A 12,506-nucleotide genomic window follows, 5' to 3' on the forward strand; every position below is an offset into this window, starting at 1 on the left:
GCGAGTAACGTAGCGTGGAGAGTTTCAGCAGGCATAGAAGTAATTGTAAAGTAGTCACTTGTTGCCAAAACGAAGCTGGTGCAGTCGTTTTTGAGCGTCCGGATCAAGGGAGTGTGCCAGAAAGCGCCCAGAGGATTTACGTTCAGGTTTCTGTCTGTGCTGCACTCGCCGGTTAACCGCCGCTACGTCAGCCTCTAACTTTTCTGCCGACATCCACTCAGCCCCATACCCTACTACCGTTAGTTGCTGTGCCCGGTCAGATGTGGCGACAATTAAACGCTGATTGAACTTGCGGATGTCATACCGGAAAGCCGCACAAGCTTTTTCAATATAAGTGTCTGCGGTTTGCCCAAAGTCGGTATAGCAAATGCAGAGGTGCGAGGCGAGCACTTCCCGGTTACCTGCGGCATCCCGATACTGGGAATCAAAGACCAGTTGAGTGTCATAGCCCTGAAAGGCACTGTAATTGATCAGGATTTCGGCTAACTGGCGGCGAGATTCTTCCAGTCCGTCCCGATCGCGCACTCGCCGCAGCTCAGCCCAAGTTCCGACGACATTGTAGCCGTCTACTAATAAAACCGCCTGGGGAGAGGAGCGGGGCATAGCTCAGGGAGGAGTGGGGGAAAAGATTAAAGTGCAATTTGTGCATTTTCCTGACCATTCCAATCATCCCACATTTCATTAAAGAAATGTTACAGGGTTGAAATTTGCATCAACCGTTGTCTCAACCGTTGGGGGTTTCCCTGGTCAACGACCTTTCCCTGCTCCAGCAGAAATGCACCATCACAATAGTCTAACTCTCCCAAGCGATGGGTAACCCAGAGTGCAGTCAAGCCTCGTTGCTTAACCAGACAACGAACTTGATCTACCAGATCAAGCTGGCTGTCTGGGTCTAGCAAAGCAGTCGGTTCATCCAACAGCAAAACCTTGCAGTGACGGGCGATCGCGCCAGCGATTGCCACCCGTTGTTTTTGCCCCCCACTTAATGCGTAGATAGGGCGTCTCTGCAACGGCAGCAAATTCACAACATCCAGCGCTTCCTCCACCCGTTGGCGCACCTGGCACAAGGGCAAATGTTCATCTACCAATCCAAAGGCAACATCTGCCCCCACGGTTGGCATGACTAACTGATGATCAGGGTTCTGAAAGACAAAACCAATCGGGGGCTGAATGGCGATCGACCCCGTCTGGGGCTGAAGCAATCCTGCCAACAATTTGAGTAAGGTTGATTTGCCACTGCCATTTGTCCCCAGCAACATCCAGAATTCGCCTTGTGGCACATCAAGAGAACAGGATGACAACACAGGACTGCCTCCATCCCAGTGAAAGCCAAGATCCTGGACATGAATGGCAGAAAGATTGGCAGTAGAAGGCAAAGCACTCATTCAACCAGAGCAGCAAAACCGGGTGGTCTACCAGATGAAGTGGCTGAGGTCGATTTCTCAGAAACTTGGACAGCCGAAATTTCGCTGCTCAATACACTGATTTTTTTTCCTTGCTGATGCTCACAAACAAGCTCTAGCACTTTGCCATTGCCCGATGAAACCGCTTCGACAACCTGCTTATATACTCCCTCTGCATCCTCAAGTGCCTTACGCTGCACAGAGAGGGTAGCGGGCGTACTTTTCAACGTAACGTCAATAATGAACATGGGCGGAATGAGTCACGAAACCAGACTCTAGTATCGCAAATCTCGTTACTTCCTGGGGAAGTTCGTTGAATAATTGCTTGGGATCGGAAAGGAGTTATTGTTTTAGGGTTTTTAATCCACAAAATAATTCTTGACAGACCACTACTGGGGTTGAGCAGGAGCCAGTTCAGGCAGCGATCGCCAATCGACTTCAGCCGGAAATAGCCGTCCGGTGGTGACGTAGTTGTAGCCAAAATACCCAATGCCTGCTAACAGAGCAATTGCCAGCAGCGCCCCCAGGATGCCATCCCCCGACAGTGCCCGCGACCGAGCCAGGCGATCGCGCTGCCCATCCCGGTATCCTCTGAGATACTCTGGGCTTTCAACCACCTCTGGCTGTTCAGGCTGTTTGACCGTTCTTCGCATAAAAACCCTCAGAACTCGCCGATATTGTTCTAAAACCTTAGAAGCATTCTTAAGATTAGTGGTCCTGCACCGAGATTTCCTCTATCTAAAAGCTGAAATCAGAACATCCATTCCAGTCCCACTCCAACCCGGCTATCCTTACGCTGCCGTGCATTTTGCTTCTGAATATCGGTTGAAAGCCGCAAATTTCGGGTCAACGCATAGCCAAACGAGAGGGTAGTTAGCCCCACTTCCTCATCGGTTCCAGGAGAGACCCAACTCTGGGTCAGGGAAATATCCGCTGCCCCAGTCCGGGAGGGCACCAGTAATAACCGTGCGCCCACATGCAGCCCTTCAGTTGTGTAACGGGACGTTTCCAGGTGCCGATAGCCCAGAACAGGAGCGATATTGATATGGCTGCCCAAAGGACGCACATAGTAGCGCAAATCAGTCCCCCATGCTTCACGCTTGCCGTTAAAGGATGCCTGGTAGTCGGCACTGAGCGTCAAGCCTGTTCGTCCAATAAAAACATCCTCTAACCCAATATGCCAGCCCCCTGCCCTGTTAGAGGAGGGAAAGGAGGAATAGCCTAGACGCAGGCGGGTACGAAAGCTGGGATCTCGTTTGATATCTTCCAGCACATCGGGCACCTGGTTAAGCCAGCGTTGCAGTACCGGACTGGATTCAATCAGTTGGGGGTCTAGATCAAGCGGTGGGGTAGACGGAGAAGGAGATTCGAGAGTTTGAGCGGTTGTCGGAATGTCAGCGATCGCCTCGATCTGTCTGATCTGTTTTTGCTCGACCAGATCGCTGGCAGAGGATGAGACGGGTGGCAATCCCATAACTGGAAAGGCTGGAGCAAACCAACCCATCAGGAGCAATCCATAAACAATAATTTTTGAACGATACTTTGAACAAATCCTCAAATCTAGCCAATCAGAGGAATGGAGTTGCAACGGTCTTTTTTGCCTCATAACTACCCAATCATTTCATAACCCCAAATACTCCTACTAAACTAGTGGCGATTCCCCCCAAACCACAACCACAATGGGCAGTTCGTCTTCTGCCTTTAACCTTATCGCAACAGGGCTTTAGGTACATAGAACTAAAAAATCAGAAAGTTTTCCAGATTTGCCTGATTTTATTTGGTTAAATAAAATCAGACGCTAAGCTTCGATAAAGATATGCTTTCTACCAAATTACAAACCACCCTTCTCGCGACTGCACTTTTTCTGTCTGTGCCGCCGGTTATGTTCGCGCCAGCAACCGTCCTTGCTCAGAGTAATATCCGTACTCAGCGGGTTCAGTTCAAACCTGGTGCCACCGGTGCCACAATCCAAGACTCAATTAAGGGCTACCAGACCGTAGACTATGTCCTCAACGCCAAACAGGGACAATTTGTGAATGTCAGCATGTCTACAAATAACAGTGCCAGTTATTTTAATATTCTGGCACCCGATGAAACTGAGGTAGCCTTTTTCAACGGATCTATAAATGGGAACCAGTATGAGGGTGTCCTTTCCAAGAGCGGTGACTATAAAATTCGGGTTTACATGATGCGAAGTGCTGCCCGCCGCAATGAAGTCGCAAATTACCGGCTTGAAATGATTGTCTCAACCCCTGACCGTACCAGCGGTGATGGGGATGCGATAGTTCCAGGCACAAATTACAACGCAACGGGTAATATCCCATGCTCGATGGGTGGTGGGCAGCCTACTGTATCTTGCACTTTTGGTGTCACTCGCCAGGGGAAGGGAAATGGCACTGTCAGGGTTAAGAAGCCCGATGGCACCACGCGCACTATTTTTTTCAACAATGGAAAAGCTGCTGGATATGACCAAAGTCAAGCAGATCGCGGCAGATTCAGTGCAACGAAGCAGGGAGATCTCAATATCATTCGCATTGGTCAGGAGCGTTACGAAATCCCAGATGCCGTGATATTTGGTGGTTAACTCCCAATTACCCATTTTCGGCAAAAAAACGGCTCTGCACTGTTAGTTTAGAGAACAGGGCAAAGCCGTCAACAACCAAGGGGCAACTGTATCAATCTAACGGACAGTTCCTTCTAAGGACTTAGCATCAACAGGTTTGATCAAGTACAAACGCAGGAGGTGCCATCCGTTGGAGATGTAATAAGGCAGCTTCTGGAAGAACTGCACAAACTTAGGCTCTCCAGAATTCACAATTTCTGTCAGCTTCGCATTATTGCTCACACAGACTTCCAAGCGCTCGTAAAACTCTGGCGTGTCAACATTTAGGGTCAGTGGGAAAACACGCGCCGCCGTCTCGTTGGTCTTCTCAATCACGTACTTATCATATTCCCTTGCATCCAGACCCAGCACCTGGTAAAAGTCAGCCCGCTGGACATCGTTCAGATACATGGTGGCAAAGACCGAGAGCAGGAAGAAACGACTCCACAGCCGTGCTTTCCAGTCAGCCAAAAATTGGGGCTGCGCCCGCATGATGGCATCAAAGAAATCGCCGTGCCGGTTTTCATCCTGACACCAGTTTTCAAAGAACCGGAAAATTGGGTAGATCCGGTTTTCTGGGTGAGCCTCCAAATGGCGGTAGATGGTGATATAGCGCCAATATCCAATCTTCTCAGAGAGGTAGGTGGCATAGAAGATGAACTTGGGCTTAAAGAAGGTATATTTACGACTCTTGGTGAGAAAACCCAGATCAAGGGTCAGGTTAAAGTCTGACAATGCTTTGTTCAAGAAACCGGAGTGGCGGGCTTCGTCACGGGACATCAACGTGAAGCACTCGGCTAAGGTTGGGCTTTTGTCTTTCAGCCGCCGCCCTAACTCTTTGTAAAGCAAGAAACCAGAAAACTCAGCCGTACAGGAGCGTTCTAAAAACTCGACAAACAGCCGACGAGTATCACCATCAATGTAGTCCCACGACTGTTCAAATTCTTCATCTCGGACAAAGTGGTGACGGTTGTAGTCTGCCCGGAACTCTTCCAGAATTGCTTGTAACTCGTCTTCATTGGCGGAGATATCCATCTTCGCCATTTCGTCGAAGTCGGTGGTATAGAAGCGGGGGGTGAGGATTGTTTCCTTCGCAGGAACCTTTACCCCAGGACGCATCTCTTCAAAAGCAGGTTTCTTAAGGGAATCTACCATGTGTCGCTCGTTCGTTTCGGGATTCTACAGGCTCAGGACAATGTGCTCGATCTTGGTGTGCTAGACCTTAACAAAACATCACTGCTTTGAAGGCATCACTGCTCTGAGGAGGGTTGCAAGAGAAGAACGTTGCTTTTGCCAATCCACTTTTTGCGGAATGGCAGCAATCGATTACGAAATCAAGTCTATCAGGCTCTGTGTTATCGAATAGCAGCGATCGCGTTAAGAGTTGCAACACAGCTTCAACTTTTGTTACCAAGCGAGTCTGACTCTATCCAGGGACGCTGCCAACTTTGTTTAAAGTCCTTATGATTAGAAACTAAAGCACTAAAGTGTTTTTAGACTACGTCAAATACTCTGCTTAAGGTATTTTTGGCGGCGATTACGCCTCAAAGTCTTCCAAAAATTCATTCCCAATTGTCCTTCAACCCTATCCTCCATCTTGAAGTTGGCAAAGCACCACCACGGTATGAATGACGGTATAAACAACGTTGGCACCGCCTATGTTCTCTGGCTCGGTTGCCTGCTTCAATTGCATGGGCTACATCGCCTCTACAACGGCAAGATTTTCACTGGCTTGCTCTGGATGTTTAGCTTTGGCTTATTTGGCGTTGGGCAACTGGTGGATTTATTGCTGATCCCCAACATGGTTCAGGAGCATAATGACAAAGTGAGGGAGAGATATGGGCTTTCTCCAGCCGGTGCTCCGTTGATCAAACCTGAGGTTCAAAAAGTCATTCTCGATCAACCTAGACCGACAGAACGGCTGGCTTCTTCTCAACTGATGGTGCAGTTGTTAAAGGCAGCAGAAAATCGAGGGGGAAGGTTAACCGTTGCTCAAGGTGTCCTGGAAACTGGAGCAAGTTTTTCAGAGGTCGAAACTGCCATTCGGGCTATGGTTCAGTCTGGCTATGTCGAGATCAGCCATGAGCCAACCCGGAGTGTGATTATTCCTGAATTTAAATCTCACACCAACCAGCTTACGGTTGAACTCCTGAAAGCCGCCTATGCCAGGGGGGGCAAAATTTCTGTCACTCAGGGTGTCATGCTAACGGGGCAAAGCTTTGCTGATGTTGAATCGACGCTTAAAGATATGGTCCGAACTGGATATGTGGATGTGGGCAATGATCCTGAAAGTGGCGTAGTGATGTACGAGTTTAAGGAGTTATAGGGGATAGGGAGTGCGTGGTCAGGAGCCTGTAGTTAAGTGTCAGGTGCCTGGAACCTCAATACTCTTAACTTTCAGTGCTCAACTCTTTCTTCTCCCTATCCTCATGGCTTTCTCCCTTGATCCCTCCCTCCAACCCCCTTGCTCGATGTCTCAGTCTCCAATCATTGCCATTGACCAGGTCAACCATTATTACGGCACCGGGCGGTTGCGAAAGCAAGTTCTGTTTGAGGTGACGGCGGAGATTCAGTCGGGGGAGATTGTCATCATGACGGGACCTTCCGGTTCCGGCAAAACGACCCTCCTGACTTTGATTGGAGCACTGCGTTCGACCCAGGAAGGCAGTATGAAAGTGTTGGGGGAAGAACTGCATGGTGCCCCTCCAGGTAAGCTCGTCGAGTTGCGGCGCAACATTGGCTATATCTTTCAGTCGCATAACTTGTTGAACTCCCTGACAGCCCGACAAAATGTGCAAATGTCAACCCAGTTGCACGGACACCTGACGGATCAAGAGCGTTGCGACAAAGCGGAAGCGATGCTGGCAGCGGTTGGTTTAGGCGATTGGATCAATTACTATCCCCATGAGCTTTCTGGTGGGCAGAAGCAGCGGGTTGCGATCGCCCGTGCCCTCGTCAGTCAACCCAAGATTGTGCTGGCGGATGAACCCACCGCAGCCCTGGATAAAAAATCGGGTCGTGATGTGGTTGAAATCATGCAAAAACTGGCAAATCAGCAAGGTTCAGCCATCCTGCTGGTAACCCACGACAACCGCATTTTAGACGTAGCTGATCGCATCCTTCATATGGAAGACGGTTACCTGTCGTCTCTTTCAGCCACACCATCAATAATTATGTAAGAAGTCGAATTTCTGGGTTGGGGGGGGTGGAATTGCCGCAAAGGGTTGGGGGAGTGGCATGGTCTGAACTTGAGAAGGAGCTTGAGCGATTTGCATTGCTTTGACTAGCATGGTCTGAGCCATTTCCATCTGAATACCGGGATCGATCGCTAACCAACCGCTATCGGTCATCTGGTGTAATTCAAAATGGAGGTGTGGTCCAGTGGAAAGTCCGGTTGTCCCCACCCGCCCAATCAAGCTGCCCTGCTCGATCACATCTCCGGGCTTGACAAAGATTTCTGATAAGTGGGCATAGAGAGTCTGGGTTGAGTTGGGGTGGGTGATGATGATGGTCATCCCGTATCCCCCCATCCAGTCAGCAACTTCGACCTTACCAGAGAAGGCGGCAACGACCGGAGTGCCCAGCGCAGCCGCCAGGTCGATTCCCCGGTGAAAGCGGCGATCGCCCGATATAGGGTGAACCCGCCAGCCAAAGCCAGAGGTTAACTGGGTCGGAAATGGGAGGGGAAACGCCAGCCGAAGGTTGCCATTTCCCAACTGCCAGCCCAGTTGGCTGAGCCGAAGGTTGCTACCCAGCACAGGACCCGGAAGGACATAGCTTGGATAAGTCGGTGCCGTTTGAAGGGCGGACTGGCTTTGAGGCGATCGGGTGACCTGAACCGTCAGCTTCGGTTCAGGTTTTGGGGCAACAGGCTGCCTTTTTTCCAGGGTATCGATTTGGGTTTGCAGGGCAGTTTGTTCGGCTGGCGTTAGTGCCAGGTCTTTAGCCGTGGCGCGAGCCTGTTCTATCTGTCCTGCCTCAGCCTGCCTGACTGCGATCGCCTTCAGGTTTTGGCGCATCCGTTCTTCTTTCAAGGGCTTTTCCCTGGCAACAATTTCTGCCAGTTTTTGATCGAGCAGTTTGAGCCGCTCTGCTTTTGCATCTTCAAAAGCCCGTCGCTTTGCCTCCTCTGCCAGGGTTGGGGTGGTTGGCAGTGAGAGAGAGTTTCCCTCTGACTGTCCACCGTTGGACAAGCGACCTTGATTAGCCTGACCATTGATTTTTTGGGCTGGTTGGGCGATCGCCTGAGTTGCCTTCTGACTGAGGTTACTGATTGCTTGAGCTGGCTTAACCTTAGAAGCCTTAGACGGAGGCAGTTGGCTGGCAACTGTATTTTTAGGTGTATTTGCAGCCTGACTGGGTAGGCGATTGGCTTTTGCTGGAGCAGTCTGAGGCGTTTTTTGTTGCGTGGGTGAAGTCGCCGCCGCGGCAGGCTTCGTCCCTACCAGCGGCAGCATGACGGTAGACCGCTGAGTTGTCATCTTTAAAGGAATAGACTCTGGAGCGCTAACGGTAGGGTTTGGCAACGGTATTGCAGACTGTTGGGGGGCAGACTGCTCCACAGTGGGAGGCTCGACCTTGGTAGATTCAGCCAGTTGCGATGCCTGGGGGGGAAGGGCAGAAAGAAGTACGTCTATCATGCAAAAAAGCGGTTGCCAAAGGACACAATGATTTCATTCCAATTGTCTAGTAGTGTGTCAGGAAGCTTTGTCATCATTACCAGATTTTCATAAACGTAAAGAGGAGAAATAGCTATCTGGAAGGCAAGAGTTGGGTGACTGGTACAGGTTAGGTGCCGGATGTCGAGAGAATTAAGTGTTGTAAATTAAAAGTTTTGAGTTGAAAGTTTTGAGTTGGGAGTTTTGAGTCAGGGATATTGACGGCTTCACTTTTCACGCCTCTCTTCCTTGCCTCCTAATGCCCGATGGGCAGCGTGGGTGATTTGTTGAACCATCGCTAAACCAACCGTCAGCTCTGCATTTTGAATCGGTTGTGCGGGATCAGATGGTTCCTCCCCCAGAACTTTTGGAACAGCCCAGGTCTGTGAGTTCTCGTGACTCTTTAACCACAGTAAATACTCAATGTTTCCTGCTGGACCTGGTAAGGGAGACCAGGTCACTCCTTGATAGCCCCAACCCAGAGCTTGAGCTGCTTGCAACACTTGTAGGATGGCAGTTGCCTGATCGTTGGGGTCGCGCACCACGCCATGTTTTCCCACCTTCTCTCTGCCGACTTCAAATTGGGGTTTGACTAATAGAATGACTTCACGGGGCGGTTGAAGCAATTGCCATAAGGCAGGCAATACCTTGGTCAGCGAGATAAAGGACACATCTGCTACCCCCAGATCGGCTTTGGGCTGATCGGCGCTATACAAATCTGATGGAGTTAGATGACGAAGGTTGGTACGTTCCCGCAGCGTGACACGGGAGTCCTGCCGCAGGTTCCAGGCAACCTGTCCGTAGCCCACATCCACACCATAGACGTGTTTTGCCCCTGCTTGCAACAGACAATCGGTAAATCCGCCCGTAGAAATGCCTCCATCCAGGCAAATTCGTCCGGTAGTTGAAATAGCAAATTCTGCCAGTGCCTTTGCCAGCTTTTCACCCCCTCTGGAAACATAGGGCGATCGCGCCTTTACCTTTACCTCTGCCGCAATCTCCACTTCTGTGCCTGGTTTATCCACCACCTGCCGATTGACCATCACTTCTCCAGCCCGAATCCACCGCTGTGCCTGCTGGCGGGTTGGGCAAAGGTTAAGTTCTACCAGAAGGGTATCGAGTCGTTGTTTGGGCACAGCTCAGGTGCAGGGATAATTTCTTACTTGGAACTGTTTTTGGAAGGTAACGGTTTGAAGTTGTAGGTGCCAGATTTATCTGAACCGACAGGAGCGACCGTCATCAATTCAACCCCCCCTTTGCGATCGCCTGTAGGCAGAAAACTAACGGTACCAGTTGAACCTTTGGCTGTAAAGTCAGGCTGTCCCATCACCCGCTGAATTCCCGTGCGGGTTGAGTCCCTCTCCAGCGCTGTGATCAATGCCGCTGTTGCATCATAGCCCAGGGCTGTGCGCCAGCTTAAGGGAAAGTTTTTTCCCCAGAGGGCGGTAAAGCTCTGGCGAAACCCAGGCTCGGTTAGATCCGCCGGCACAGCAATCACCATATCAGCCGCACGTTTTCCAGCAAGTCTCAGCATGTTCTGTGAAAACAGGCTTTCGCCCGCCAGCAGTTTGAGCCGACCGTTATTGACCCACATGACCTGAATCGCTCTGTCCGATCGGGTATGGTCAGATGCCAGCATAATCGCTTCTGCGCCTTCTGCGATCGCCCGATTCACACTTTCAGCCGGGTCAAAGTCAGGGCGGGCAAGGTCAAATTCTTCTACGGGTTCAATGCCCGCACTGTAAAATAGCGCATTTCTAAATTCATTTTTGAGGGACTTGCTGTACTCGCTGGCTGAGTTGAAAAAAACAACCACCTTTTGCTGCTTCATCTGGTTCAGCAGATGATTGACCAAAGCCCTTGCCGTGAGCTGATCGCTGGGAATCGTCCGAAAAACGTAACTACCGAGGTTGGATAGCTGAACGGCTGAACTGATAGGAGCGACCATCACCAGTTTATGCTTCTGGTAAATTTCAGCAGCGGCGATCGTCGTGTCGCTGATAGTGTGCCCCACCACCCCTAAAACGGCAGGGTTACTCGACAGTGCCTCTGCTAATTCGCGGGCAGTTTCGCGCCGATTGCCATCATCCACTAGCCTGACTTTCAGCGGTACGCCATTAATGCCCCCTGCCCGGTTGACTTCATCCTGAGCCTGAGCCACCCCCCGCAGCACTTCCAGTGCCGATCGCAACGCATCATCTCCCAATGGAATCGCGACTGCGGCAATTTCATAGGATGGGCTTGTGCCAATGCGGGCATTGTTGAGATAGATCAGCGTCTCTGGATCGGTCGGATCGGTCTTCAAAGCTGCCTCAAAGGCTTCCGTCGCCTCTGTATAGTTACCTGCGGCAAACTGTTCTACTCCCTCTTGCTTCTTGGGATTGGTCTGCCATTGGTTCAATGTCTTTTCACCTGTACTGGTCCGTTCTGCCAAAAGTACCGCTGCCTCAGGCGGGAGTGACTGAATCGGAGATTCACCAAGGACAGCCAAGTCAGGAAGCAAAGGCATCTGGGAAACGTTGCGGGCAAACAGGGAAATGGCAAGCGTGGCGGCGATCGCGCTTCCCGCAATCACCATCACTTTCTCAGTCGTGGATAATAACCTTCCTCCTGGTCTCGATTTCTGGCGTTCTGAAGTTTGTGCCTGGGTATCAGGGGATGGAATCATGGTGGCACTGACTCGACTGGCAGGATTGCCTAAGTGAGTCATCACGGTTGGGGAATCAGAAATGATTTGCCGGAGTGCTTGCAATGCTTCTGAAGCCGTTTGATAGCGGTGAAGAAAGTGATAGGCAACCATCTGGTCAAGGAAGGTTGCTAGAGCATCGCTTACCTGCACTTGGTCACGCCAGATCACCTCAGAGGTATTAAAATCTTGCGGGATCTGCGAAGGACGAAGCCCAGTCAGCAATTGAATCGCAACCATCCCCAGCGAGTAGAGATCACTGCTAAACCGGGGTCTACCCAGGCACTGCTCACTTGCCCCATAGCCAGAGGTATAGATAGGTACACTCAGATTGGTTTCCCCCGTTGCCTCTGCCACCGTGCTGCTGATCGTCTTGACCGCTCCAAAATCAATCAGAACAAACTTACCGTCTTGATGGCGACGAATGAGGTTGTCTGGTTTAATGTCGCGATGGATTACACCCTGGCTATGGACAAAGACCAGAATTGCCAGCACATCATCCAACAGAGCAATGACCTGGTTCTCAGTAAAACGATTTCCCCCCGCAAATTCATCGCTGAGCGCACGCCCTTGAATAAATTCCTGAACCAGGTAAAACTCCCGATTCTCTTCAAAATAAGCCAACAGTTGAGGGATTTGATCATGCTTGCCCAGTTTTTCCAGGGTTTCTGCCTCAACTTGAAACAGCCGCCGCACCTGGTTCAAAACGGCTGTATTTGGGCTGGCAAAGGTGAGATGTTTTAATACGCAGCGGGGGTTGCCTGGTCGCTGGGTATCTTCGGCAATATAGGTATGCCCAAAACCTCCCGATCCCAAAACCTCAATTACTTTGTAGCGTGCACCAAGAAGTTCGCCTAGCATCTCACTCACAAAGCACAGCAGACTCTCCAGTAGGAGCTTACGCCGGTAATGGGTATTAAGGGGGAGAGTTAAGAGTTAAGAGTTAAAAGCTTCAGACTACTAACTACCGATACCCCACGCCCTGCATCCAATACCCTGCCCCCACCACCTAATCTTTTAACGTAAGTCCTGTCCTATTGACTCTACCGTGACGATGGGAATCCTGCCAGGTTGATTCTGCCAGCCTTAAGGAGATAATCGATACTTTTCAAACATTCAGAAAGTCGGAGTGTTAAAACTAATCGCTAAACTGTGGT

General features: G+C 50.5%; 12 protein-coding genes. 3 read left to right on the forward strand and 9 right to left on the reverse strand.

What is annotated here, in order from left to right; genetic code table 11:
- Window positions 1-54: 54 nt before the first annotated feature.
- The 5 genes from AC1S52_RS10915 to AC1S52_RS10935 form a co-directional block, all read right to left on the reverse strand.
- Complete coding sequence (locus AC1S52_RS10915) at window positions 55-603, reverse strand: NYN domain-containing protein (protein ID WP_482029029.1); 549 nt, start codon at window positions 601-603, stop codon at window positions 55-57.
- A gap of 89 nt (window positions 604-692) precedes the next feature.
- The gene (locus tag AC1S52_RS10920) at window positions 693-1,385 is read right to left on the reverse strand and encodes an energy-coupling factor ABC transporter ATP-binding protein (protein WP_482029030.1); all 693 of its coding nucleotides are present in this window, start codon (window positions 1,383-1,385) and stop codon (window positions 693-695) included.
- On the reverse strand, window positions 1,382-1,651 hold the full coding sequence (locus AC1S52_RS10925; protein WP_482029031.1) for a UPF0367 protein family: 270 nt from the start codon (window positions 1,649-1,651) through the stop codon (window positions 1,382-1,384). Before AC1S52_RS10925 ends, AC1S52_RS10920 begins: the two co-directional genes overlap by 4 nt.
- A 141-nt stretch (window positions 1,652-1,792) precedes the next feature.
- A complete protein-coding gene (locus AC1S52_RS10930) occupies window positions 1,793-2,056 on the reverse strand; it encodes a hypothetical protein (RefSeq protein WP_482029032.1) in 264 nt (87 codons plus the stop codon).
- Window positions 2,057-2,154: 98 nt separating this feature from the next.
- Window positions 2,155-2,907, reverse strand: coding sequence for a hypothetical protein (locus AC1S52_RS10935; RefSeq protein ID WP_482029033.1), 753 nt, complete (start codon window positions 2,905-2,907; stop codon window positions 2,155-2,157).
- A gap of 312 nt (window positions 2,908-3,219) precedes the next feature.
- On the opposite strand from AC1S52_RS10935, the gene AC1S52_RS10940 reads away from it, so the two are divergent.
- Complete coding sequence (locus AC1S52_RS10940) at window positions 3,220-3,987, forward strand: hypothetical protein (RefSeq protein WP_482029034.1); 768 nt, start codon at window positions 3,220-3,222, stop codon at window positions 3,985-3,987.
- Window positions 3,988-4,083: 96 nt separating this feature from the next.
- On the opposite strand, the gene acsF is transcribed toward AC1S52_RS10940, so the two are convergent.
- A complete protein-coding gene (gene acsF, locus AC1S52_RS10945) occupies window positions 4,084-5,160 on the reverse strand; it encodes a magnesium-protoporphyrin IX monomethyl ester (oxidative) cyclase (protein ID WP_482029035.1) in 1,077 nt (358 codons plus the stop codon).
- A gap of 469 nt (window positions 5,161-5,629) precedes the next feature.
- On the opposite strand from acsF, the gene AC1S52_RS10950 reads away from it, so the two are divergent.
- Both AC1S52_RS10950 and AC1S52_RS10955 read left to right on the forward strand, forming a co-directional pair.
- Window positions 5,630-6,331: an NINE protein gene (locus AC1S52_RS10950; protein WP_482029036.1), complete on the forward strand. Its 702-nt coding sequence runs from the start codon at window positions 5,630-5,632 to the stop codon at window positions 6,329-6,331.
- Between the two features lie 145 nt (window positions 6,332-6,476).
- The gene (locus tag AC1S52_RS10955) at window positions 6,477-7,184 is read left to right on the forward strand and encodes a DevA family ABC transporter ATP-binding protein (RefSeq protein WP_482029037.1); all 708 of its coding nucleotides are present in this window, start codon (window positions 6,477-6,479) and stop codon (window positions 7,182-7,184) included.
- Here AC1S52_RS10955 and AC1S52_RS10960 read toward each other — a convergent pair.
- The 3 genes from AC1S52_RS10960 to AC1S52_RS10970 form a co-directional block, all read right to left on the reverse strand.
- Window positions 7,170-8,645 carry a peptidoglycan DD-metalloendopeptidase family protein gene (locus AC1S52_RS10960; protein WP_482029038.1) on the reverse strand — a complete coding sequence of 492 codons (1,476 nt, stop codon included), beginning with the start codon at window positions 8,643-8,645 and terminating at the stop codon, window positions 7,170-7,172. The genes AC1S52_RS10955 and AC1S52_RS10960 overlap by 15 nt on opposite strands.
- 245 nt (window positions 8,646-8,890) lie before the next feature.
- Complete coding sequence (locus AC1S52_RS10965; protein ID WP_482029039.1) at window positions 8,891-9,799, reverse strand: TlyA family RNA methyltransferase; 909 nt, start codon at window positions 9,797-9,799, stop codon at window positions 8,891-8,893.
- Between the two features lie 23 nt (window positions 9,800-9,822).
- Window positions 9,823-12,210 carry a bifunctional serine/threonine-protein kinase/ABC transporter substrate-binding protein gene (locus AC1S52_RS10970; RefSeq protein WP_482029040.1) on the reverse strand — a complete coding sequence of 796 codons (2,388 nt, stop codon included), beginning with the start codon at window positions 12,208-12,210 and terminating at the stop codon, window positions 9,823-9,825.
- Window positions 12,211-12,506: the final 296 nt, after the last annotated feature.

This window comes from Kovacikia sp. CALU 1929, from assembly GCF_056784235.1.